The sequence below is a fragment of the Vibrio sp. A37 genome (assembly GCF_059777565.1).
Window position 1 is genome coordinate 77,832 of sequence record NZ_JBLNLI010000004.1, and the last position, 25,329, is coordinate 103,160.

Here is a 25,329-nt window from a genome sequence, read left to right on the forward strand (position 1 = left end):
CATTTTGCTAATGATAGGACTTTGTAGAACCAAGCTCAGTGATTTATAGCGCTAATAGTTCTGGGGCGTGGGGCTTGTCATGATGGAGTTTAAGAAGCTGGCAAACGGTACCGCAAATTTCAGTTTGTTTGATATGGCATTCATGATGGCTAAACTTGTCACCGATAACAAACAGTGGCACTTCTCGCTCTTCCGGCAAAGTGCCTCCGTGCGTTTTATCATCAGTCATACCATGATCGCTGGTTATCATAATCTGATAGCCATCTTGTACCCACTGTTCGATATAATCGGAAAGTAAGACGTCCGAGTGACGAGCAGCGTTGCGATATTGAGGTGAATCGAGGCCATATTGGTGTCCTGCATGGTCAATGTTCATCGGGTGAATGAGCAAAAAATCTGGTTGGTGAGTGCGTCGTAGGTGCTCAGCATCCAAGAATAATGCTTCGTCAGGATAGTGATTCCATTGATAGAAACAGCCATGTTGGATATTCAGAGTTTCATCATTGGTAAATCGATCCCGTTGGGGGTGGTAAGGAGCTCGATTATATAATTCACTCATCCATGAATACGCGGCTGCAGCTGTAATTCTGCCTTGAGATTGAGCAAGGCTGAAAATTGAATCGTTATTAGAAAGCCGTACAACATTATTATGAACGATACCACTTTCGATAGGACGTACACCCGTTAAAATACATTCGTATAGAGGGCGAGACATAGACGGTAATTCGCACTCGATTCTATATCGTGTCGCTCGTTTCTGCTCTAGAAGGCCGCTAAGATAACCCATACACTTACTGGCGACGTAATAATTTAATCCATCTAAAACAATCAGGATAACCTTATTATTCATATCGTACTCTCTATAGTTTATTAAATGTGGCTTGCTAAATTAATCCCAATTTAAAACTTTCCAGTTAGGTCTGCTTTTGTATTCTTTTAATAAGGGACAAGGATTGACTAAGTTGGCATGATCTGCGAATTCGCAAAGAGGTAAATCATTGATTGAGTCGGTATAAACATGAACTTCTGAATAGCTTTTTGCCTGTTCATTAAGCCACTGTTTCAGACGAGTTACCTTTCCTTCTTTAAAGCTAGGAACGCCTATGATTTCTGCGCTGTAACAGCCTTGCTTTTCCTCTAAATCAATGCCTAACGCGTGATTAATGCCCAAGTGTCGACCGATTTCTTGCACGATAAAAGTAACGGTTGCAGAGATGACAACCATATCAATGCCATCATTTGAGAGCCTCTTAATCAAGGCTTTTGATTGCTTAAACTGTTTGGTAAGAATGTATCGTTGTACACATTCAGAGACCAGTTTGTTTACTTCTTCAGTTTTCATATGAGCGATTGGTGCTAACGAAAATGATATGTAGTCGCTGATATCTAGCTCACCCAGTGCATAAAGGTCCATTAAGCGTTGATCTTCTTGGATAAAGTTAGGTTGTTTTGCAACGCCTTTTTCGACTAGAAATTCGTGCCAAATCATTCCGCTGTCACAGTTGATTAAGGTTTCGTCCATATCAAATACATAGAGAGGTTTGGGCATATTAAGCTCTTAAAACAGTGATAGTTATAAACGGTTTAACATAAAATTCAGACTTAATTAAATAATAAAGTATGAATATTTTATGAAGCAAATATATCTAAATGATAAATAATGTTTATGTTTACACTCTAATTGTTTTGTTTTAATTAGTATTAGCATTCATACATCCTAGTTAATATTGCTTTATTATTTGTATTTTATATAAGCTAGATCATAAACATAATACTAACTCTCAATATATTAATATCGATGAAGTATATTTTTCATGGTTCTGAAATAAATCCGGAATAATAATGGGCCTCCTTTTGTTATTATTAATATTGAAAGTCTGGAATTATGAACAAAAAAGCTATCGTTTCCACATTGGCGGCCAGTGCCTTTGCTTTGGTTGCACTCTCTGGTTGTAGTAAAAGTAATTCTCCTGCAAATACTCAGTCTAGCGCTCTTGATAAAGCTCAAAGTGCCGTTGTCGCAACGCCAGACGTTCTGAAAGAACTTGGTAAAGAAGCGACTAAACAAGGGGTGATTAATAGTGTTGGTATGCCAAACAACTGGGCTAACTACCTAGAAACATGGCAAGACATCGAGAAGAAATACGATATTAAACACACTGACAACAACATGACGTCAGGTCAGGAAATTGCAACCTTTATTGCTCAAGGCAAGAATGCAAATGCTGATATTGGCGACGCAGGATTCAGCTACTGCAAAATTGCTGATAAAAAAGGACTTTTAGCGAAATTTAAACCTACGACTTGGAATTCAATTCCAGATTGGGCCAAGACCAAAGATGGAGCATGTATCCTTTCTTATACGGGAACCATTGCTTTCCTTGTTAACAAGTCATTGGTTAAGACAGTCCCAACTAGCTGGCATGAGTTGCTAAACGGGAACTACAAAATCTCCGCAGGGCGTGTGGGTAGTGCGGGTCAGGCGAATGCAGGTCTTCTGTCGGCAGCTCATGCGATGGGTGGCAACGAGGACAACTTGAAGCCAGGTTATGTGTTCTTCGAAAAACTAGCTAAAAAACACCGCTTAACTCTAGAAACCCCAACCCTAGCGAACGTTGCAAAAGGTGGTATCGGTGTAGCGATTATGTGGGATTTCAACGCACTGAACATGCACAAGCTTCTTAAAGACAAGAGCAACTTTGAAGTGCTGATTCCAACTGATGGCGCAGTGACAAATGGTTACTCTACGGTTCTAAATATCAATGGTAAACAGCTTGCTGCGGCTAAGCTTTCTCGTGAGTATATGCTTAGCGACCAAGGACAAATTAACTTTGCGAAAGGCAATGCTCGACCAATCCGCAGCGATGTGAAGCTACCAGAATCGGTTAAGAAGCAATTGTTACCAGCATCTGAATATAAGAATACGTTCCATATTAAGAGCTATTCTGGCTGGACGAAGACAGTTAAATCTATCCCAGCGAACTGGCAGCAGTATGTTATGCCTTACTTGAGCTAAATGATCAGCCGGGGTGGTACCGCCCCGGTTACTTTTTTCTAAGTACAATTGGCGAGACTATGACCAACAAACGCATACCTTTGATAGCGCTAGCCTGTCTAATTCCATTAACTTTGATATTCCTACTATTTCAGGTCGTCCCTTTGATATGGGTGATTATTCATGGATTTTTAGATAACGGCAGCGTTTCGCTACACAACTTCACCACCATATTCAGCAACAAACTTTATTATCAAGCGATTGAGAACAGCTTAGTTATCTCTTTTTGGTCAAGCCTTATCGGAATTGTATTAGGGACAATATGCGCCTACTCCGTGCATCGAGTTGGCGGTCGCGTTAGGGATATCACACTGTCGTTTTCCAACTTGACCAGTAACTTCTGCGGAGTTCCGTTGGCTTTCGCATTTATAGTTGTTTTTGGTTTAAGCGGCGTATTTACTCTGGTTTTGAAGCATTTTGGCATCACCAGTTTTAACATCTTCTCCTTGGATGGCATCATTGTTATCTACAGTTATTTCCAAATTCCTCTGGGTTTGCTGCTTATCTATCCAAGCATGGACAATATTCAAAATGAGTGGAAAGAAGCGTCATCTCTGTTAGGTGGCACTTGGGTGGATTACAATTTCAGAGTTCTCCTACCAATACTGTCTCGACCGATCTTAGGTACTTTCATCATTTTATTTGCCAATGCAATGGGCGCCTACGCGACAGCTTATGCGCTGACTTCGGGCGAATTTAACTTATTGACGATTCGTATCGCGAGCATGATTAGTGGCAGCATTTTCCTGCAGCCAGATATGGCAAGTGCGATGGCTTTAATCTTGATTGTCGTCTTAGCCGTTATTTCAGTTGCGAATCATTATTTACTCAAGGGGACGTTCGATGAGAAGCGGTAAACTCAAGCACTATCTAATCATTACCGTTGTAATGTTGTTCCTATTGTTACCGTTGTTGGGAATCACCATTTACTCTTTTGTAAATGAATGGGCGTCCACCATTTTGCCAAGCGGCTTTACCTTGCATTGGTATCAAGTTCTATGGTCAAACCCATTATTTATTACCGCCTTTGAGAACTCGATTTGGATTTGTATTGCCTCCATCCTGTTCAGTGTACTGTTTGTGACTCCAGCGATCTTTGTCGTGCATTACTATTTCCCGAAGCTAGAAAAGTATATGGAAATATTAGTATTGCTGCCTTTTGCATTGCCCCCAGTGGTTGCCAGTATTGGCTTATTGAATCTTTATTCTAATGGCCCTTTGCCTATGGTAGGTTCGCCTTGGATGCTGGTTTTAATCTACGTCACCATTGCCTTGCCGTATATTTATCGCAGTATCATCAATAATCTACACGGTATTAATGTTCACGAACTTCTAGACGCAGCGCATATGCTAGGCAGCAGTACCTTCAGAGCATTTTTTGACATCGTTTTGCCTTTGTTGAAAAAAGGGTTGTTTATCTCGGTATTTTTGTCTTTTTCGATTCTTATTGGCGAGTTTGTCTATGCGCAAATGCTTGTCGGTAGCTCCTATGAGACGTTGCAAGTGTTTATATACAACGAAAAGATGGGAACAAGTGGACACTATCAAAGTGCCATTGTTATCTCTTATTTTGCCTTTACCTTACTTATCACTTTGGCTGGTGCCTTGCTTACTAACAGGAAAAAATCATGAGCTTTTTGCAAGTTAAAAACCTAGAGAAGTCTTTCTCCTCGAACAAAGTTTTTCGCGATATTTCCTTTGATATCAGCAAAGGTGAGTTTGTCAGTCTTCTTGGAGCGAGCGGCTGTGGTAAATCAACGTTGCTGCGCGGATTAGCTGGGTTAACCCCATTAGATAATGGGCAAGTTATTCTAGGGGGCAGCGATATAACCACTGTTCTGCCGAAAGATCGCAAGATAGGCATGATGTTTCAATCTTACGCCTTGTTCCCTAATATGACGGTATGGCAAAACATTGCTTATGGGTTGAAAGTAAGTGGTAAAAGCAAACAAGAGATTGAGTCCAGCGTAAAGCAAGTGATTGAGTTAGTGGAGCTAAAAGGCAAAGAGTCCGCTTATCCAGCTTCATTATCTGGTGGCCAAAAACAGCGCGTAGCACTCGCGAGAACCTTGGTGATCAGGCCCAAATTGCTTTTACTCGACGAACCACTTTCGGCGCTCGATGCCAAAATACGTCGTCAGTTGCGAGAGCAAATGCTTGAGATTCAAAAAGAGCTGAATATCACCACTATTTTGGTTACTCACGATCAAGAAGAAGCGTTGGCTTTATCTGACCACATATTGCTGATGGAAGATGGCCAAATTACCCAATCTGGTAATGCTGAATCAATTTATACCACACCTGCCAGTACCTCTATTGCTCGATTTATTGGTAACTTCAACATATTAAATCAGCGTGAAGCGGCGTTATTTGGTCTGTATCATGTTGATGCCCAAGTAGCCATCCGTCCTGAATCGATTTATATCATCGAAAATGACATTCAAATCAGTGGGGAAGGGTACAGTGAAACCTTTACTGCGACTGTGAAAAAGCGCTCTCTATTGGGCAACGTTGTTCGTTATCAGGTCGAATCTAATTCGGTGATGTTGATGGTGGATACTTTGTTCCGAAATACCCAACAGCTGCACGATATTGGATCGGATATTCAAATTTGTTTCGCTACCACTGAAATTAAACAAGTTTCCTAGCTTAGCCAAAAACTAGGTTTAGTTGCCTGTCTATCTAAAAAGCTGCGTTTTAAGTATCAGATTTATCGATGATGAGAACTTAGTATATAAGCGCAGCTAAGCTGTTTATCTTTTATCAATTCACAGGAATTTTTTGGATACATGGACACTTTAGCGATGACACTCGTCATCTTTTCGGCCTTTCTGCATGCTGGTTGGAACGTTCTTGGCAAGAGTAATCGTGGTTCAGGCGTTGCGTTTACTCTGTCAGCGAGTGTCACGGTTGCTGCTATTTTAACTCCCTATATCGTTTGGTATCTCGTCACTATTGGCTGGCAGACGCTTCCTAACTATTTCTGGGAGTTGGTGTTGGTGAGCGGAATAAGCCAAATCATCTATTTGGTTGGTCTGATGATAGGGTATAAGTATGCCGATATCGGTGTGATTTATCCTATTGTTCGCTCGCTTCCTGTGTTGATGGTAGGCGTGGTAAGTAGTTTCCTAGGCCATACATTGAATGTAGAGCAATGGTTTGGGTTTATATTGATTACCCTTGGCTGTGTGTTTGTCCCTTTAACCAGTTTTCGAACATTTAAACTTAGCTCATATCTGAATCTAGGGGTCTTTTGGGCAGCCGTCGCAGCGATTGGCACGACAGGCTACTCCATCATTGATAAACAGGCTTTGGACGTTGCCACTCAATTAGTCAACCACGTTGTCAGCGACACTTATACCGCAATATTTTATCTTGGGATTCAGTATTGGGCGATGGTACTGCCCATATTATTGTGGTGTGGGGTGACGAGGCAAAAAAATCAGATCGTAGAGGCATGGAGGATACGCAAGAACGCTGGGCTCGCTGGAATTATGATGGGCGTGACTTACGGGATCGTGTTGGCTGCTATGAATATGACCACCAATGTCAGTTTAATCGTTGCACTGCGCCAAGTTAGCATTGTAATTGGCTTAATCATGGGCTGCGTATTTCTTGGTGAATCGTGGAGTTTTACACGTTCTGTAGGGGTGACATTAATCATGGCAGGGTTGGTCATGTCTTTTAGCTAGGTGATTGACGACAGTCATTACCGCACAGCTAGTTTATAAATTGGTTATTTATCTTAGCCGCAGTCAAACGTTGCATTAATTAGAGCTGGCTAAGTGTTTTGTATTGACAATAGGATTTAAAATATTGTTACATTACGTAAACATTTAAATGGCTGATTATTAATAAATATGTAATTTATTCTTCAAAATTGAATCACGAAAAGGAATTTGTATGGCCAAGTATAGAATGCTAGCTTTAGCGCTAGCTATGGCATCTTCGTTTGCCAATGCAGACGATTTAAAAGTGTTTAAATTTTCTGATGATGGCACCCCAACCACCTTCGATACTGTCCAATCGGGTACTCACTATAGTAATACCATCGTCACTGCAGTCTACGATACCTTGTATGAATACAAGTATTTAAAGCAACCTTTCGAACTCAAGCCAAACTTAGCGACCTCAATGCCCAAAGTCTCCGAAGATGGGCTCACTTATACGATTACCATTAAGCCTGATGTTCATTTTATCGATGATCCGGCATTTAAAGATGGCAAGGGCCGAGAAGTCGTCGCTAGCGATTTTGTTTACTCGATAAAAAGGCACTTTGACCCGGTGAACCGCTCTCAAGGTGCTTGGCTATGGGCCGGAAAAATAGTCGGGTTAGATCAGTGGAAAAAAGACGGCGCTGATTACAGCAAAACTATAGAAGGGCTGAAAGCGCTGGACAAATACACCATTCAAATTACGCTAACTCAGCCATATCCGCAGCTTATCTATACGTTAGCTATGGGCTTTTCAGGTGTTGTTCCTGAAGAAGCGGTGAAAAAGTATGGTCGTGAATTGTCGATTCACCCAGTTGGCAGTGGTCCATTTAAACTTGTGTCGCATAACAGTACCAAAACCGTTTTGGAGAAGAATCCTAATTATCGTCACGAAGTTTTTCATCTAAAAGAAGAAGGGTATGATCCTAAATTACAAGGTGAAACCGGCATTGCCAAATTGGAAGGGAAGACTTTACCCATTGTTGATCGTGTTGAAGCCAATTGGGTCAAGCAAGCTTCTGCAAGATGGAATTCATTTACTAAAGACAATGAAATTGTAAACACGTCTCTGCAAAACGAACAGATTGAAACGGTATTAGAATCAAAGCATCCAGTTAAGCTACGCCCAGAATATGCTGAAAAGTACAATTACAGAGTGTCCACAGAAGCAGGCTTTGTGTACAACGTATTTAACTTTGATGATGAATATTTTGGCCATTCCGATAACCCAAAAACCAATGCGCAAAACAAAGCACTGCGCTGTGCAATTGTGAAATCATTTAGTTGGCCACAACGTGTCGACCGTTTCTATCTAGGGTTAGGTAATGCGTATCCAGGGTTTATTGTACCGGGCACAGAAGGGTTTGATCCGAATATGGATAAATCTTCCATCACGCAAGATATTGCAGGCGCAAAAGCGTTACTCAAAGACAACGGATGGAACGCTAGAAATTTACCGGTACTTTATTACCCAACGGTTTCCAGCGTGAGATCTAAGCAATTTTTCGAACAGTTTAGGGGCAACTTAACTAAGATTGGTTATCCGAAAAATAAAGTGAAAATAAAAACTTATGCTAATTTTGGCGACTTTAATCGTGACATCAAAAATAGTAAGACACAAATGGTGCCAATGGGGTGGGGATTAGACTATCCCGACGCTGAAAACACATTGCAGCTGTTCTACGGACCAAATCATTCGCCCGGTTCAAACAGTGCCAATTACAGCAACCCAGAATACGACAAGTTATTTGCTAAAGCTTCAACCATGCAGCCGAGTCCAGAGCGTACGGCTATCTACCAAAAGCTTAATCAGATGTTAGTTGATGATTGTGTGGGTATCAGTGGTTTTTCCAGAACAGGCGTCGCGTTGTGGCATAAGAATGCAGTGATGTGGCCGCAGAGAAGTATTCTCGGTAACTACTTTAAATACGTAGATATCGTTAATTAAGGATAAGTTCTATACCACCGTAGCTTGAAGGTACTACTTGTATTTTTACACCTTCAAGCTAACTCGATATGGAAAGCAAAAGGTAGTTTAAATGGAAACCTTGAAGTTTTGCGCGCGGAAGTTGATTTATAGCTTACCTCTTCTATTTGGTGTGACTCTCATAAGCTTTATTCTTATGGTCTATTTTGGGCCGGATAAGACCTATGATTTGCTAGGTCGCAATCCGACCATCGAAGAGATTAACGAAATACGCCATCAGTTAGGTTACGATCAATCATTTCTCGTTCGCTATTTTGATTATTTACACCAAATCGTCACATTTAATTTCGGCCATTCAGATTCCAGTGGCGAAGACGTGACGAGTATCTTAGCCAGAACCATTCCAATATCTCTCGCTTTGGTGCTACCAGGGTTTATTATCGGTCACTTGATAAGCATTTGTTTGGGTCTGTTTGCCACCCAACATCGCGGCAGATGGATAGACAAAACCATCATGTCATCGTCTGTGGTTGGGATGAGCATTTCCTATCTGATCATCATTATCGCATTCCAGCTTATTTTTTGTTCCAGTTACGGTTTAAACCTGTTTCCTGTTTACGGCTGGGAAGTGAATTCTTTTTCCAATTATCTTTATTACATCACTGTACCAACATTGTGTTCGGTGTTTGTATCGGTGGGGTATAACACGCGTTTCTACCGTGCCATTATTGTTGAAGAAACCACCCGAGATCATATTCGAACCGCCAAAGCCTTTGGCCACAAACCTTCCGCCATTCTTTTCAAGCATGTGTTGAAAAATGCCATGATCCCAATAATTACCCGCATCGTTTTCTCAATACCATTCGTTGTCATTGGTGGCTCGCTATTGTTGGAAAGCTATTTCGGCATTCCGGGAGTGGGTCTAATTACTTACGATGCCATCACCACAGGCGACTTACCTGTGCTAAAAGCTGTAATCGTTCTTATCACGGTGTTGTTTATAGTTGTCGTTAGTGTGGTGGACGTGCTGTATAAGATGGTTGATCCACGTATCTCATTAAAATAAGGAAGTATTGGTATGGAAATCACAAGCTCGCAAGTTGCCGATGCACCTTTGAAGAGAGAATCTCTATGGAGCAAGGCAGTTAAAAAATTTGCGCGTGACAAAATCGGCATGATCAGTCTTTTTGTCGTGGGCGTTTATTTTATTATCGCACTTTTGGTTTGGATGGGCTTAATTGCCCAGCAGTGGGATGAGTTGTTAGCACCGGGGCAAATGGGGCCATCTGCAGCTCACTGGTTTGGCACTACCATCAATGGGCAAGATATCTTTCAACGTGCCATATACAGCACCAAAACAGCGTTTGAAGTGGGATTAGTGGTGGCGGTCTTTGCCACTATGATGGGGGCTATTGCTGGCTCATTTATGGGATACTTCTCAGGCTCCATTTTTGATGAATTCATCTTGTGGATAATGAACTGTATCGACTGCATTCCCTATTTTTTATTGGTTGCCGCGATTGCCGTCGCACTGAATGAAAACCCTTATTCTATGCACATTGCCATGATGTCTGCGTTTTGGACGGGCACTGCTCGGCTGGTTCGTGGGGAGGTGATTAAGCTTAAGAATATGGAGTTTACCGAAGCTGCACATTCTCTTGGTGTTCCCACATACAAGATCATCTTTAAGCACTTGATGCCAAATACCACTCATATATTACTCGTCGAGATGACATTGTTGTTTATCACCGCAATTAAAAGTGAAGTGATATTGAGCTTTCTAGGACTAGGAATTAAAGACAGCATTAGTTGGGGGTTAATGATAGCAGAGGCGAGTGGTGAGGTGACAGCGGGACATTTTTGTAACTTCTTTGCCGCTTCGGGCATGTTGTTCGTTCTGGTGCTGGCATTCAATATGTTCTCTGACTCCCTGCAAGACGCGCTGGACCCAAGGAAGGTATAACATGAGTAAACAAGATCCGTTATTGAAGGTGGATAACCTGTCGGTAGAGTTCTCGACTGACAAAGGCGTTGTGCGAGCGATTAACGGCGTGAGCTTTGAGGTCATGCCGGGAGAGACTTTGGCGATTGTTGGCGAGTCTGGTTGCGGTAAGTCCGTCAGCTCACTTTCCATCATGGGGTTGGTGCCTTCTCCACCGGGAAAAATTGTCGAAGGCAGTATTTGTTTTGATGGCAAAGAGTTGGTTGGGCTAAATGAAAAAGAGTATCGAAGTATACGTGGCAGTGATATTTCTATGATCTTCCAAGAGCCGATGACAGCTTTGAACCCTGTACTTAAAATTGGTACGCAAATGATTGATGTGATTCGCATTCATAACAAAGTGACCAAACAACAAGCCAAACATCGTGCGATTGAAATGCTTGAAACAGTGGGGATTCCATCCCCTGAAGTGCGTATCAATGAGTATCCTCACCAACTGTCTGGCGGAATGCGCCAACGCGTTATGATCGCCATGGCGTTGTCGAACAATCCTTCCTTACTACTTGCAGACGAACCCACCACTGCATTGGACGTGACCATTCAAGCACAGATCATGAGTGAGTTAGTTCGACTGCAAAAAGAGTTCAATATGGCTGTTATCTTGGTGACTCATGACCTTGGTGTGGTGGCTGAATCTTGCAAGCGGGTAGTGGTGATGTATTGCGGGGAAATCGTTGAGCAAGGTACCGTTGAAGCGATTTTTTATCATCCAAAGCATCCGTATACACAAGGGCTACTTAAATCCATTCCTGTCGTGCGTGATAAAAAAGTCCCGAGATTACCTACTATTGAAGGTGTTGTTCCTGATCTGTTCCATCTTCCTAAAGGGTGCCGTTTCGTCGATCGTTGTGACAGGGTGACGTCTGAATGTCATCAGGCTTCACCAAATCTAGAGGGAGAAAAGCAACACCAAGTGGCCTGTTATAACGTGATGGAGGCAGTTTCATGAGCGAAGTATTGTTAGAAGTGAAAGATTTACAGAAACACTTCTTGGTTGGCAAAAGCTTTCTAAAGAGAAACCGCCAAGTCTGCAAAGCGGTCGATAATGTAAGCTTTAAGATCCACAAAGGCAAAACGCTGGGGTTAGTGGGTGAGTCCGGCTGTGGCAAGTCGACCCTTGGACGCTGTGTTTTGCGCCTATTAGAGCCAACCAATGGTCAAGTGGAAATCGCGGGTCAAGACATCCTGCGCATGGATGGCAAACAGCTGAAAAGCATGCGTAAAGATATCCAGATTATTTTCCAAGATCCGTTCGCTTCTCTTAGCCCGAGAATGACGATTCACGATATTTTGCGTGAGCCGCTAGACACACACAATATCGGCACCGTGCAACAGCGAGAAGAGAAAATTAGAGAGGTCATGGCGATTGTTGGTCTTCGTCCTCAAGCGCTTAATCGCTATCCGCACGAGTTTTCTGGCGGCCAACGGCAAAGAGTCGGTATTGCCAGAGCTCTAGTTCTAGAGCCAAAATTTATTGTCGCTGATGAGCCTGTATCAGCTCTTGACGTTTCAGTGCAAGCTCAGGTGCTAAACCTGATTGCTGAGCTGCAAGAGAGCAAAGGGATTTCATTTCTGTTTATCGCCCACGACTTAGCGGTAGTGCAGCATATTTGTGATGAAGTTGGGGTGATGTACTTAGGCAGAATGGTAGAAAAAGCTTCTGCTGAAGAGCTATATCGGAACCCTAAGCATCCATATACGCAAACGTTGCTTTCAGCGATTCCAGTACCTGATCCAAAACATACACCAGATGTAACCCGGCTTATCGGTGATATTCCTTCGCCATTAAACCCACCCAGTGGTTGCACATTCAGAACACGCTGCGAGCATGCCAACGAACGCTGTAGCCGAAGTGTACCTATAGCGCAAAATGTTGGGGAAAGTGATGAAGAACATTTGGTGGCTTGTCATTTGTATGATGTTGGAAGGTAGGGAAACAATTAAGCGGAACGGATTGTGAGTTAGAATAAGTGCCCAGAATAAGCATGAGTTTGGCTAATGAAGTAATTAGATTTGCAATAGAGGTTTAAATGGAAGAGCAATATCAACCGGGACTAGGGAAAAAATCGCAACTGCCTCCAGAGTTGAAAAGGTGGAACTGGGGAGCATGCTTTCTAAACTGGATTTGGGGAATAGGAAATAGTACTTACATTGCATTTTTGGTGTTCATCCCTTTGGTTAACATTGTCATGTTTTTTGTTTTAGGCGCAAAAGGGAACCAATGGGCGTGGCAAAACCGTACTTGGGATAGTATTGATCATTTTAAAAGAGTTCAGAGACGATGGGCTATAGTAGGAGCCATAGTCTTTGTATTCTTTATTGGCTTCATGATTTGGGGAATGGGCTCAATGATGAAAGGTGAAGCCTACGAACTTTCTTTGAGCAAAGTTAAACAAAGCCAAGAAGTCATAGCGTTTGTTGGAACGCCTATTGAACCCGGTTTTTTTGTTGCAGGGAACATTTCTTCAAGTGGCTCTGGAATTGGTTATGCAAATCTATCTTACTCAATCTCTGGCCCTAAAGGTGAAGCAGATGTTGTATTTGAAGCTCATAAAAATATGGGGATTTGGCAGATAGATCAACTGGTTGTATTCAATCAAAAACAAGGTAAACGAATTGAGGTAATAGGCGCTGAGAACTGATTCAACTATAAAATGGTCAATGGAGTTGAGGAATTCGTAGCCTCAACTCCTTCGTGTAGTGTAAAGTTTAACCTCTCTCTTCAAAATACCGCTTCGCGTTGCCAAAGCAGATGTTTTCGATCATTGGTGCTAGCAGAGACATATCGTTTGGTAGCTCGCCATTTTCTACCCATGTTCCGACGATATTACACAGGATTCTGCGGAAGTATTCATGACGAGTGTAGGAGAGGAAACTACGTGAGTCGGTTAGCATACCAACAAATTCGCTTAACAATCCAAACTGAGCTAACTGCTCAATTTGTCTTTGAATACCATCTTTTTGATCGTTAAACCACCATCCAGAACCAAATTGAACTTTTCCCGCTATTCCGCCACCTTGGAAATTACCAATCATAGACGCCAACATTTCGTTGTCGCGTGGATTTAAGCAATAAAGGATCGTGCGTGGAAGTTTGTTTTCCTTATCCATTTCATTGAGAAGCTTGGCGAGCTCTAAAGCGTATGGCTTGTCACCAATGGAATCGTAACCCGCGTTTGCCCCAAGTAGCTTAAACATGCGAGTGTTATTGTCGCGCTGTGCGCCAATGTGTAGCTGCATCACCCAACCAAGCTCTGCATAACGTGAGCCCAGCCAAACTTGCACTGCGGTTGAGAACTGGGCGCACTCTTGCTCAGTTAAAGTTTCACCAGCAAGACGTCTTGTGAGCAATTCATCTAACACTTGTTCTGTCGGGATAGGTGCGTAACACATGTTCTCGATGCCATGATCGGCAGAGCGACAGCCATGTTGATCAAAATGAACAAGGCGTTTGTCTAGTGCGTCGATGAGATGGCTGAATCGAGTAATATTTACGTCACTTGTTTGGCTAAGCAGGTGGATGTAATCAGTAAAACCATCCAGTTCAATTTTGAAAGCTCGATCCGGACGCCAACTTGGCAACACTTGAACATCGAATGTGTCATCTTTAGCGATCTGCTGGTGATGTTCGAGTGAATCAATAGGATCGTCAGTCGTGCCAGCCATGACAACATTCATTTGCTGCATGATGCCGCGAGCAGAAAATTCAGGCGTTGCCAAAAGCTCATTACACTGGTGCCAGATCTGGTCTGCGGTATCCGACCCAAGTAATGTATTAGTAATACCAAAGGGGCGTTTTAGTTCTAGATGAGACCAGTGATATAAAGGGTTTCCAAGCGTTTTTGGAACCGTTTTAGACCAAGCTAGGAATTTGTCGTAATCACTAGCATCTCCAGTAATAAAGCGTTCATCTATACCAGCGGCACGCATTCCGCGCCATTTATAATGATCGCCTTCTAACCAAATTTGGCTGATGTTGGCAAACTGACGATTTTGCGCAACTTCTGCGGGGTTTAAATGGCAATGGTAGTCGTAGATTGGCTGCGAAGCAGCATGGTCGTGATAAAGTTTACGAGCAGTTTCGTTCAATAGTAGAAAGTCTTCACACAGAAAGTTTTTCATCATTTTTCTCGTTGGGCCTGTTTCACTAATTATTTATTAAAGCGAATTAATCGTTGCTTTTACGCCATTTTCTACCAATGTTTGATAGGCACTGCTAACAGCATCAATAACTTTTGGATTACTGCCAATGTCTGCTGGGTATATTGTTTCCATAGCAAGTAGAGCAGGGACGACCGTGACATTGGAGCCATGTTGTTCGCAAATATTTTTTAGAGTATCCGCCATGGGATCGCGAACATCGATGTCATTACCTTTCTCGTCTTTCGCTGAGACATATCGCATCCAGCCAGCTATTGCGAGAGCGATAAGAGCGAAGTCCGAACCATTTTCTAGGTGGTAAGCTAAGCTACCCGCAAAACGTTGTGGAATTTTCTGGCTCCCATCCATCGCGATTTGCCAAGTTTTATGTTTAAGGCTTGGGTTGCTAAAGCGGTCGATAAGCTGATTTGCATAGGCCTCTAAATCCGTGCTTTCTGGCATATTGAGTGATGGTGCTTGAGTCTCCATCATCAGTCGAAAAGCGGCTTTTTTGAAACCTGCGTCTTGCATGGTATCTGAGATGTATGGATACCCGGCAAGATAGCCAAGATAAGCTAAAAATGAGTGGCTGCCGTTTAACATACGCAGTTTCATTTCTTCATACGGTGCAACGTCGCTAACAAACTTTGCGCCAGCGACGTTCCAATCTGGGCGTCCTGCGACAAAGTTATCTTCGATAACCCACTGGCGGAAGGGCTCGCAGGCTATGCCACAAGGATCTTTAACACCGACTAATTCAGCGATTTCTTCTAATGCTTCAGGTGTAATGGCTGGAACAATACGGTCTACCATGGTGCTCGGAAAGCTGACATTACTCTCAATCCATTCACTGAGTTCTGGCTCAATCATTCGCGCAAACTCTAATACTGCTGCTTTCGCAACATGGCCGTTTCCTTGCAGGTTGTCGCAAGACATCACAGTCACAGGAGGAAGTTGACGGTCACGGCGTAATCGCAACCCTTGAACTATATAGCCTAGAGCAGATTTTGGGTTTTCTGGTTGAGCAGCATCTTCTATCACCATTGGGTTGCTTGTATCTAAAGTCCCTGTCGCTGGGTCAATACAGTACCCTTTTTCGGTAATAGTGGTGGAAATAATAGCGATTTGAGGTTCGGCGAATTTCTCTAAAACAGCATTCACGCTATCTAGAGCAGGGTGAAGCGTTTCTTTAATTGAGCCAACGATTTTTACATCGGTAGATACCGCTCCTTTTTCTGCCACAGTGAATAAATGGTTTTGATTCCGGAGATCTTTGATGAGTCCCTGACTGCTGAATAGGCTTACGGCACAAATACCCCAGTCTGATCGAGTTTTACTCAGCGTTTCATCGGTAAATACGGCTTGATGTGCACGGTGAAACGCACCACAACCAATGTGAATGATTTTAGTTTTTAATTGGTTACGATCATAACTTGGTATTTTGACTTTTTCATTCAGTGTGGTGTTCGAAATGGTGTGCATTTGTGATCTCTTTTAAAGTTAATAAATTGGTATTCCAATTTAAAAATGTCGTTCTACCATGTAATTTTGTCAGTAATGATAGATGAATTCAATTGAACCCAACAAATAAGGTAGTGGTAGGAACTTTTAGCGCATTCTAGATCATGCTTTAAAGTGTTTGTGTGATCCAGTTATCAAATTTATTGGCATTCCAATTTTTGATGTTTTTTGTGGGTTAGTTCAAGAAATGGCGTGGTGTTATTTATGATTGTTGATGTAATAAGCAAATTTAAGGGCCGCTATTAATATTGGCATGCCAATGTCGCGGAAATTTTATGTTCCAGACTGCCGTCGCTTAATGCTGGTTATAGGGAAGAGATATAAAAATCAAACCCTCAAACATCATAACCTCTTCTTAACACTCGAGCAGGTATAAACATATAAACAGCATGAATTATTTTAGCGTTTGATATACTTATTTGATTACTTAAGTCACTTAACTTATCTATTCTCTAGTTAACTATGTAGATTTTATGCTCAGTAAGGATTGTTAATATGTCATCTTTTCCTCAACTTGCCCTTGTTGTACCTTGTTATAACGAATCGAGTATGTTGGATATAACAATCAATAAACTGGTTAGTTTTTTAAATCAGCTCATCAACGATGATGTTATCGCTACGACTAGCTATGTATTGTTCGTTGATGATGGATCGAGTGATGACACTTGGAACAAAGTTTTATTGGCAAACTCAGAGAATCCAGATTTAATATCCGGGATCCGTCTTTCGGTTAATTCTGGTCACCAAAATGCTTTGTTAAGCGGCTTAAATTATGTCTCAAGCCGCTGTGATGCTGCGGTTAGTATTGACGCTGATCTTCAAGATGACCTTAGTGTGATACCAGAAATGGTAGAGCAATTTAAAGCGGGGAAGGAACTCATATTTGGTGTTCGTGAATCTCGCTCAAAAGATAGCTGGTTTAAGCGGAACACTGCTGCGATGTTTTATCGGGTTATGCGTTTACTTGGAACGAACACAATTGAAAATCACGCAGATTTTAGGTTAATTTCTCGTGCTGCATTAGTTCACCTTCAGCAATTTGGGGAAGTGAACCTCTTTCTTAGAGGTTTAGTTCATATGCTACATAAAAATACGGGTGTTGTTTATTATCAGCGTGCCGAGCGTGAATTGGGAGAAACAAAGTATCCCCTTAGTAAAATGCTATCTTTAGCGTGGAATGGCATTACTTCTCTATCGGTAACGCCACTTAGGTTTATAACTGCGACCGGCGCTTTAGTGTTTCTAGTATCACTTTCTTTGCTTCTTTATGCGTTTATTGGTTACTTTACAGGTAATACCATACCTGGCTGGGCATCTATCGTTGTCCCTTTGTACCTTCTAGGTGGACTTATCATGCTCTCTATTGGAATATTAGGAGAGTATGTTGGTAAGCTGTACTTGGAAGTAAAGAGGCGGCCTCGGTATTTGATAGACAGTATTGTCTGTAACAAGAAAGAGTCTAATGACCAAGAAAATTGATTTCGATGACTATGCAGAGAAATACGAATCGTTACTGCAGCAACAACTTTCGTTTTTTAGCTCGGATCGGGAATACTTTTCAAGCTATAAAGTCAAATTGATGCTAAGCCTAATTGATACAACACCTAAGAAGATTCTAGATTTTGGCTGTGGAATAGGGTTGAGTTTAAAGGCGTTGCAGGAGAGTTTCCCTATTTCCAAGTTGTATGCGACCGATTTATCGGAGAAGAGTTTGCAGTATGTATCAGACAACTACCCCGGTGTTATAGTTATTCAGAGTGATAAACTCGAAGAGCAGCAGTTTGATTTAATCTTCGTATCAGGTGTGTTTCATCACATACCAGTGAAAAACAGAGCCTTTGTAGTTAAGCGTTTAGAATCTCTGTTATCCGTTGGTGGACGACTGGTTATTTTTGAACACAATCCATTTAATCCAGTTACACGGCGCATGGTTTCCACTTGCCCATTTGATAAAGACGCAGAGTTATTGACAAAGAGAGAGCTTAAAAAGTTAGTCTTAACTTCAAGTGAGTTAGAACAATTTTCTTTGGGCTATACTCTATTTTTTCCTCAGTTACTTTATTTCTTAAGGTCAACTGAAAAACTATTAAAGTGGTTACCTTTAGGTGGGCAGTATTATTTTATAGCAAAGAAAATATGATTCTTGAGCTCGTTAAATTTTCGATAGTTGGTGTCATCAATACCTTAGTCGGATACCTTATCATATTCACCACTATGTTTTTGGGGGTATCACCCTATATCAGCAATATTTTAGGATATGCTGTAGGCCTTGTATGCTCATACTTATTGAATAGAAATTTTGTTTTTTCTAATAGCAATTCTGATAAAAAAACTGAAATTACCCGGTTTATGGTTGCTTTTGGTATCTCTTATGCGATTAACTTTATTGTTTTACACCTTGCACTAACTATGTTGTGGAATATGTATTTATCGCAAGTATTAGCTGGTATAAGCTACTCCATATCTATGTACATTTTGTCAAAACTATGGGTGTTTAAATAACCTTCTATAGAATAAGTCCATTTCTTTCATAGGGCCATGTGATTGTTAGTTGTTTTTAGCTTTATGGTATGAGAATTGATTATTAATATATACATCAAACTTATATTGACCATAGCTAACAGTGTCTACTTTCTTGTAGTTTTTCATAAACTGGCTAAACAGTGTATTTTCTTTTAAAAAATCAGGGAAACTGAAGTCAGAATGGAAGTAAGGCAATTTATCTGAAGTATTAACAAAGAGCAACCTAGGATCGTTCTTCACTAAGTCATCTCGAATATCAGTAAATATGCTACTCATGATCTCAGTTTCTTTTTCACTTAGTTGGTTTTTGTCTTTAATAAATTTTGGCAGAAACCAAGGGACAGGATATTTAATGGGTATCGTCCTATCTGTATAGAGATACATTGGAAACTGTGGCTCGAATATGATGTTGAAAAAGTAGAAACTATTTTTTTTCGTTGTGTTGTTTTTAATTATACTTTGTATCTTGATTTCTTCTTGTGATAGCCTGCTTGTGTCTGGAATAAATGATTCGTTATATAGGCTGTTTGTTAAGAAGTTTTTATTTATATTAATTGTATGGTTATGCATGCTTATAAACGCTAAAGTGGCTACAATACATATAATAAGGTATGTTCTTCTTCTGTAATAGAATGTAAAAACTAATGTAAAAAATACAAGGAAGGCGAGCGGAATAAGATGATAGAAAAAGGGTACCCTCGCTACTAAAACAGGAAGTAAAACTGATAAAACAAAAAACACCAATAATTGTATAGCCATTTTATTTTCTTTATCATTTATTTTTCTAGATAAAAATAAACTTAAAGTTATCATCAAGGCAGTAAATGCCATTAATAATATAAAGAATGCAGAAAGTAGACTTTCATTGTAGCCAGAGTATAAGCTTGTTACTAAAGGGATTATAATTGTGAAAAAATCATGATGAAAAATATAGACATACGCTATATATATTATACCTGTTGTGACAAGAACTAAATTTCCAATAGAAAACAGCTTAATCTTTCTTGTTAAATAAAATATCGTCAGCTCACCAAATAACCATATAAATATATAATATGGTTTAATACAAATCGCTATAGCCAATAAAAAATAAATGATTATCGATTCTATTGTGCTATTTTTTTTATTATAAATGCATGATAGGGAGTATAAAATATAAGGTAAAGAAAGACATAATATAATTTGCTCTCTTTGTATAAAGCTATAATCAATTAGTAGAAAGTTGAAATACAAAACACAGACACTTGCGTATAAAGCTAATTTCTTATCACTACTAAAACTGGTTATTTTGTAAAACGAAAAAATAGCGATAGCATCGAATAATAAAATCGTAGAGATTCGTAGTCTTGCTATGTCTGAAAAATTAGTCCACTCAAGTGGAAATAAAAACAGCTTATAGATATAAACAATAATTGGAGGGTTGATCTCATGATACTTGCTATATATTTCTCCATTTATCATATGGTTAGAGATATATAATAGCCAAGATACGTCATGATTAAGTGTAAAACCACTTTGATAGAGATATCCAAGTAGAGTTAGGAAAATTAAAATCAAATAGAAAATAATATCAATTTTCTTATCAGTTAAGTGATATGAATAACGGTTAATGTTGGTCATCTCTATTGCTAGTCTATCTTCAAGTTTTTAAAAAGCTATAATGTTTGAATGAAAGTATAATACAAAGTGCATTTCTTGCGAGTTAAGTGGTAGTTGGAAAAGTCTGCAAATTTCTGTTTCGGTAAGCAGCATTTGCCTCTTATGTTTTTGCGCAAGTAGTGACTCTTTTCAATGATCAAATGCCATCAGTGCTTTTTTGAATTGAAAAAGCGATAAACTTTCGAATGGTTTTGTAGTCCAGCTACTATAACCAGACTGAGGTTAACACGGGGTTTCATCGACAAATAGCAGGTTGTATGGCAGTTTTGACGTGCTAAAGCTTGATTCATATTGCACTCGATAAATTGGCATTCCAATTTTATAATTTTTTGAGATCTACATCAATTTAATGCTTAACTCTTGTTGTCTGAGTCGATAAGAAGAGCGATTATCAGGCCGCAAGTTGATATTGGCATGCCAATTTGTCGTTGATAATTAGATGAGCAAGATTGCAAGGGTTTGTTGCTATCGAAGAAAAACTAGAAGGTATAATTGTATGAAACATGCTTGGCGTTGGTATGGCCCGAATGACCCAGTTTCTTTGGATGATATAAAACAGACAGGAGCAACGACTGTCGTTACTGCACTGCATCATATTGCTAATGGGGAAATTTGGACAAAAGAAGAAATTCTTAATCGTAAAGAAGTCATAGAAGCAAAAGGTCTGACTTGGTCTGTGGTCGAAAGTGTCCCTGTACATGAGGAGATAAAAACCCAGTCTGGGAACTATAAAACGTGGATTGAAAACTACAAACAGTCCCTTGTTAACCTAGCTGAATGCGGAATAAAGACGGTATGTTACAACTTTATGCCTGTTCTTGATTGGACACGTACCGATTTAGAATTCGAATTACCAGATGGCTCGAAAGCACTACGTTTTGATCATATCGTATTCGCAGCATTTGAACTTTATGTTCTTAAGAGACCAGGTGCTCAAGATATGTATTCTCAGCAAGAACGAGACAATGCTAAATCTTACTTTGATGCAATGACGCAGGAGCAAATCGATAAGCTAACTGCGAATATTATTGCGGGCCTTCCAGGCGCTGAAGAAGGGTATACATTGGATGAGTTTCAAGCTCGATTAGATACCTACTCTGAAATCGATGAGCATACTCTCAGGGCGCATTTGGTGTATTTCCTCAACGAGTTAATGCCTGTGTGTGAACAATACGGTATAAAACTCGCTGTCCATCCAGACGATCCACCGCGCAAAATTCTAGGTTTACCAAGAATTGTCTCCACTATCGATGATATTCAGGCATTGGTAACAGCAGTGCCAAGCAAAATGAATGGTATCACCATGTGCACAGGATCTTATGGTGTTCGCGGCGACAATGATTTAGTCAACATGATTGAAAGCTATGGGGATAGAATTTACTTTACTCATTTGCGCTCAACTCAACGTGAAAACGACCCGCTAAGTTTTCATGAGGCGTCTCATTTAGAAGGTGATGTCGATATGTATCAGGTGGTTGAGGCACTACTAAAAGAAGAGCAACGCCGCGAGCAATCAGGATCGCCAGATAGTATTCCGATGCGCCCAGATCACGGCCACCAAATGATTGACGACTTAAAAAAACATACCAACCCAGGTTATTCCTGCATTGGTAGATTAAAAGGTTTAGCAGAAATTCGGGGCTTAGAACTCGCTCTGAAACGCGCTATGTCCGGTTCTTAAATCGCAAAAGGTCTAAGGACAGACCCTCTTTATTCTACAAATTTAAATACCCAATCGACACCAATACTGCATTTCTTTGTTGTGCGGGTATAGCTCTATATCGCGATGAATTGAGCCATATATTCAACACTTATTTAATTAATGTGAGTTTATATGTACATCATAAATTTTATAACAGATATATTTCAGACTCCTTCTCTTCTTTTAGGCCTAGTGGCATTAATAGGCTTATGTATTCAGAAAAAACCGTGGACCGAAGTCATTTCCGGAACTGTAAAAACCGTGATGGGTTTTATTGTTCTGAAGTTGGGCGGTCATATTATTGGTGAAAACTTAGCGATATTTGGTGAGCTGTTTAAAAACGGCTTCCATATGACAGGGGTGATTCCAAGTAATGAAGCGGCACTTGGCTTAGCGCTGGCTAAGGTAGGCTCAGCGGTAGCGCTTATTGTTCTATTTGGCATGGTAATTAACATATTATTAGCTCGGTTTACACGCTTTCGTTATATGTTCTTGTCGGGGCATATATTGGTGTATATGTCTTGTGTTATCGCATCAGCACTATATTGCGATGGAGTAAGCACGCTATATATTATTGTGGTTGGCTCGATTCTTCTCGGTATATATATTTCGATTGCGCCATATGTGCTGAGAAAGCCAAGCCGAGTTATTATTGGGTCCGACGACTATACAATAGGGCACTCAGGCACTATCTCATATTTCATCGCTGCTACGATAGGTAAATGGGTTGGCAATCCAAAACACTCCATTGAAGAAGTGGAGATGCCAAAACAATTGATGTTCCTAAAAGACTCAATGGTGTCGGTAACGCTTACCATGCTGGTGCTGTTTGTGATTGTCACTTTCAAAGCCGATCATGCGTTTGCTGAAAAGTTAGCAGGTGGACAACAGCTTATACTTTTCGCCATCGTTCAGGCGGTGACATTCACTGGCGGTCTGTTTATCGTAGTAACGGGCGTTAAACTTTTCATCAATGAGATTGTCCCTGCTTACCAAGGAATCTCGCAAAAGTTGGTTCCGGGCAGTGTACCTGCGGTGGATGTCGCTGTGTTGTTCGACCTTTCTCCAAACGCCGTTATTGTTGGTTTCGTGGTAAGCTTTGTCGGCGGTATCGTAACCATGTTTATTCTGCCACTTTTGGGACTCGCGCTAGTGATCCCGGGCTTAGTTGCACACTTTTTCACAGGCGCAGCAGCAGCGATATATGGCAACGCGACCGGAGGAAGAAGAGGCGCAATCGTCGGTGCATTCATCAATGGCATTATCCTAACATTACTGCCAGCACTCCTGATTCCTGTCTTGGCCAAAATGGGCTTCCACGACACCACATTCGGAGACCCAGACTTCGCAACCATGGGCATCTTACTAGGCTACGGATTCGCTATTTTGTAGTTGATGGTCTGGTTGAAGTTAAGAAACCCACAGTTATGGTAGCTGTGGGTTTTTTGGTTTCAGTTACGGGCAAATAGCGCCGTGCACTATTTTCTCATTCACTGACATATGAATAGAAAGTACATGAATGAGTACGAATCTAGGTACGTGTATATAGAGAGCACTTGGATAAGACAACTGACATTTCGTTTTTGAGCAATACATTATGTAATATAGAAGTGAGCGAGGCAGTAACTCCAAATATACTTGTTCATTTATTCATAATTAAATAACTATTTCTTCATAAATCCATACTCTTAATTGTCATATCAACATGTTTCTCTATAAAGCAAGAAAATTGCTATAAAAGCAGTCAACTATATGAGTTGTCTGGCTTAACTACGTCTCTAAACTGGCTATTTTATTTAGCTAACCTGTACCGTTAAATTAATAATTGAGGAACATGAAAATGAACAAATCGTCGTTGCTACTTTGTGGGATGTTAGCGTTAGGAGTTAGCTCTGTTAGTTATGCAAATACAATTTCACAGGAACAGTATGCTGCTCCGCAAAAGCAACTTTACGTATTTGGCGACAGTTTGTCTGATATGGGTGTACAGAACCAAAACCCAACCAACTTGGCTGATCTAAAGACTTCAACGTATACAACTCCAGGCCGAAGGATTTGGCCAGAATATCTAGCCGCACAGCTCGGTACAACGATTACATATAACAACCAAGCATTCGCAATGGTAACAGGCCCCCATAGCCCAAATAGCTACGTAAAGGTTATCGCTGGTGGTAATGATTATGCGGCAGGTGGCGCGACGACCGAAGGTCAGGGTATCCCATTGCTTTGTCCAAACAGTGACAACGTTTATTGCTACAACCCGCCATCCGTGCAAGATCAGGTGGCGACGTATGAAACTACCGCAATGGGGAAAAGCGACGAACAAGGTAACAATCTTTATGGATTCTTTGCTGGAGCAAACAATATATTTGAGATAGCAGATGAACTGCAGAAGCACAAAATAACCATGACTGAAGCGCTAAAGTTAGCAGTTTTAGCCGCAGATCAAGAAACAGACACCATGAAAGGTCTGGATTCAAATATGGTGAAAGTTGATCATAGTAACTCACCAGATTTCATCGTTATTAACTTACCTGATATGGGCAAAACTCCAGAAGCTCTTGCTGCTGGTACTACGGTTTCTGCTGCACTATCAGCGCTAACGTACACCTTCAATACTGAGTTGCTAAAAGACGTTAAAGCAAGCTCTCTTCACGTCTACTATATCAACGCCTACAACCTTGTTAACTCGGTGATTAGTGCTGATAATGACCATGAGATCACGATTGCGGGCAGAACGATAACGTTTAGTGATGTCACTCACCCAGCATGTGACGGGAAGGCATTAACTTGTATACCTAACCAAGATACTGAAGATTATCTATTTGCAGGTTTGGTTCACCCATCAGGCCTCGCTCAGTATGCATTGGGCTTAGCGGTGACAAGCTGTGTTAAAACAGGCTCAAGTGGTCAAGATGGTAAAGTCTGTGAATTGTATGGCGTTCAATAATAGGCAGCAAATCTCAGTTTGGGTTAGAAAGTCAAGAATAAATATTTTTAATGATATGTTTTGGGGAATTATAAGATAACCGAGCCGATTGGCTTAGCACATCTGAAGTTGAAGTTAACTATAGGTTGCTCAATATT

22 protein-coding genes are annotated in these 25,329 nt (G+C 40.8%); 17 read left to right on the plus strand and 5 right to left on the minus strand.

Annotated elements, in window-relative coordinates; genetic code table 11:
• Positions 1-43: 43 nt before the first annotated feature.
• Positions 44-850 carry an alkaline phosphatase family protein gene (locus tag ACM2FC_RS08635; protein ID WP_498480499.1) on the minus strand — a complete coding sequence of 269 codons (807 nt, stop codon included), beginning with the start codon at positions 848-850 and terminating at the stop codon, positions 44-46.
• Between the two features lie 39 nt (positions 851-889).
• On the minus strand, positions 890-1,549 hold the full coding sequence (locus tag ACM2FC_RS08640; RefSeq protein WP_498480501.1) for an HAD family hydrolase: 660 nt from the start codon (positions 1,547-1,549) through the stop codon (positions 890-892).
• Positions 1,550-1,885: 336 nt separating this feature from the next.
• Between ACM2FC_RS08640 and ACM2FC_RS08645 the strand changes: the two genes are divergently transcribed.
• From ACM2FC_RS08645 to ACM2FC_RS08695, 11 genes are all read left to right on the plus strand, one after another.
• Positions 1,886-3,016 carry an ABC transporter substrate-binding protein gene (locus ACM2FC_RS08645; RefSeq protein WP_498480503.1) on the plus strand — a complete coding sequence of 377 codons (1,131 nt, stop codon included), beginning with the start codon at positions 1,886-1,888 and terminating at the stop codon, positions 3,014-3,016.
• Positions 3,017-3,075: 59 nt separating this feature from the next.
• On the plus strand, positions 3,076-3,912 hold the full coding sequence (locus ACM2FC_RS08650) for an ABC transporter permease (protein ID WP_498480504.1): 837 nt from the start codon (positions 3,076-3,078) through the stop codon (positions 3,910-3,912).
• Positions 3,899-4,687 carry an ABC transporter permease gene (locus tag ACM2FC_RS08655; protein ID WP_498480506.1) on the plus strand — a complete coding sequence of 263 codons (789 nt, stop codon included), beginning with the start codon at positions 3,899-3,901 and terminating at the stop codon, positions 4,685-4,687. The genes ACM2FC_RS08650 and ACM2FC_RS08655 overlap by 14 nt, the downstream gene beginning before the upstream one ends.
• A complete protein-coding gene (locus ACM2FC_RS08660) occupies positions 4,684-5,703 on the plus strand; it encodes an ABC transporter ATP-binding protein (protein ID WP_498480507.1) in 1,020 nt (339 codons plus the stop codon). Before ACM2FC_RS08655 ends, ACM2FC_RS08660 begins: the two co-directional genes overlap by 4 nt.
• Positions 5,704-5,844: 141 nt before the next feature.
• Positions 5,845-6,747, plus strand: a complete 903-nt coding sequence (locus ACM2FC_RS08665) for an EamA family transporter (protein WP_498480508.1) — start codon at positions 5,845-5,847, stop codon at positions 6,745-6,747.
• Between the two features lie 211 nt (positions 6,748-6,958).
• On the plus strand, positions 6,959-8,716 hold the full coding sequence (locus ACM2FC_RS08670) for an ABC transporter substrate-binding protein (protein ID WP_498480509.1): 1,758 nt from the start codon (positions 6,959-6,961) through the stop codon (positions 8,714-8,716).
• A gap of 91 nt (positions 8,717-8,807) precedes the next feature.
• Entirely contained in the window at positions 8,808-9,761 is a 954-nt protein-coding gene (locus ACM2FC_RS08675) for an ABC transporter permease (protein ID WP_498480510.1), read from the plus strand.
• A gap of 12 nt (positions 9,762-9,773) precedes the next feature.
• Positions 9,774-10,658 (plus strand): ABC transporter permease, encoded by an 885-nt coding sequence (locus ACM2FC_RS08680; RefSeq protein ID WP_498480511.1) that lies wholly within the window; start codon positions 9,774-9,776, stop codon positions 10,656-10,658.
• A 1-nt stretch (position 10,659) separates the two neighbouring features.
• Positions 10,660-11,646: an ABC transporter ATP-binding protein gene (locus ACM2FC_RS08685; protein ID WP_498480512.1), complete on the plus strand. Its 987-nt coding sequence runs from the start codon at positions 10,660-10,662 to the stop codon at positions 11,644-11,646.
• Positions 11,643-12,629 (plus strand): ABC transporter ATP-binding protein, encoded by a 987-nt coding sequence (locus ACM2FC_RS08690; protein ID WP_498480513.1) that lies wholly within the window; start codon positions 11,643-11,645, stop codon positions 12,627-12,629. Before ACM2FC_RS08685 ends, ACM2FC_RS08690 begins: the two co-directional genes overlap by 4 nt.
• A 98-nt stretch (positions 12,630-12,727) precedes the next feature.
• Positions 12,728-13,339 carry a cytochrome c oxidase assembly factor Coa1 family protein gene (locus ACM2FC_RS08695; protein ID WP_498480514.1) on the plus strand — a complete coding sequence of 204 codons (612 nt, stop codon included), beginning with the start codon at positions 12,728-12,730 and terminating at the stop codon, positions 13,337-13,339.
• Positions 13,340-13,406: 67 nt separating this feature from the next.
• Here the strand turns inward: ACM2FC_RS08695 and uxaC are convergent, their stop codons facing one another.
• Both uxaC and ACM2FC_RS08705 read right to left on the minus strand, forming a co-directional pair.
• Entirely contained in the window at positions 13,407-14,819 is a 1,413-nt protein-coding gene (gene uxaC, locus ACM2FC_RS08700) for a glucuronate isomerase (RefSeq protein ID WP_498480515.1), read from the minus strand.
• 36 nt (positions 14,820-14,855) lie between these two features.
• Complete coding sequence (locus ACM2FC_RS08705; protein WP_498480516.1) at positions 14,856-16,319, minus strand: mannitol dehydrogenase family protein; 1,464 nt, start codon at positions 16,317-16,319, stop codon at positions 14,856-14,858.
• Between the two features lie 534 nt (positions 16,320-16,853).
• Here ACM2FC_RS08705 and ACM2FC_RS08710 point away from each other — a divergent pair.
• From ACM2FC_RS08710 to ACM2FC_RS08720, 3 genes are read left to right on the plus strand one after another with little or no spacing between them, the layout of a single operon-like run.
• A complete protein-coding gene (locus tag ACM2FC_RS08710) occupies positions 16,854-17,837 on the plus strand; it encodes a glycosyltransferase family 2 protein (RefSeq protein ID WP_498480517.1) in 984 nt (327 codons plus the stop codon).
• A complete protein-coding gene (locus ACM2FC_RS08715; RefSeq protein ID WP_498480518.1) occupies positions 17,821-18,498 on the plus strand; it encodes a class I SAM-dependent methyltransferase in 678 nt (225 codons plus the stop codon). The genes ACM2FC_RS08710 and ACM2FC_RS08715 overlap by 17 nt, the downstream gene beginning before the upstream one ends.
• Positions 18,495-18,860 (plus strand): GtrA family protein, encoded by a 366-nt coding sequence (locus ACM2FC_RS08720; RefSeq protein WP_498480519.1) that lies wholly within the window; start codon positions 18,495-18,497, stop codon positions 18,858-18,860. Before ACM2FC_RS08715 ends, ACM2FC_RS08720 begins: the two co-directional genes overlap by 4 nt.
• A gap of 45 nt (positions 18,861-18,905) precedes the next feature.
• Here the strand turns inward: ACM2FC_RS08720 and ACM2FC_RS08725 are convergent, their stop codons facing one another.
• Positions 18,906-20,501, minus strand: a complete 1,596-nt coding sequence (locus tag ACM2FC_RS08725; RefSeq protein ID WP_498480520.1) for a hypothetical protein — start codon at positions 20,499-20,501, stop codon at positions 18,906-18,908.
• Between the two features lie 535 nt (positions 20,502-21,036).
• Between ACM2FC_RS08725 and uxuA the strand changes: the two genes are divergently transcribed.
• The 3 genes from uxuA (at position 21,037) to ACM2FC_RS08740 (ending at position 25,192) form a co-directional block, all read left to right on the plus strand.
• Positions 21,037-22,221: a mannonate dehydratase gene (gene uxuA, locus ACM2FC_RS08730; protein ID WP_498480521.1), complete on the plus strand. Its 1,185-nt coding sequence runs from the start codon at positions 21,037-21,039 to the stop codon at positions 22,219-22,221.
• A gap of 153 nt (positions 22,222-22,374) precedes the next feature.
• The gene (ulaA, locus tag ACM2FC_RS08735) at positions 22,375-23,634 is read left to right on the plus strand and encodes a PTS ascorbate transporter subunit IIC (protein WP_498480522.1); all 1,260 of its coding nucleotides are present in this window, start codon (positions 22,375-22,377) and stop codon (positions 23,632-23,634) included.
• Positions 23,635-24,082: 448 nt separating this feature from the next.
• Positions 24,083-25,192: an SGNH/GDSL hydrolase family protein gene (locus ACM2FC_RS08740; protein ID WP_498480523.1), complete on the plus strand. Its 1,110-nt coding sequence runs from the start codon at positions 24,083-24,085 to the stop codon at positions 25,190-25,192.
• The last annotated feature ends 137 nt before the right edge of the window (positions 25,193-25,329 follow it).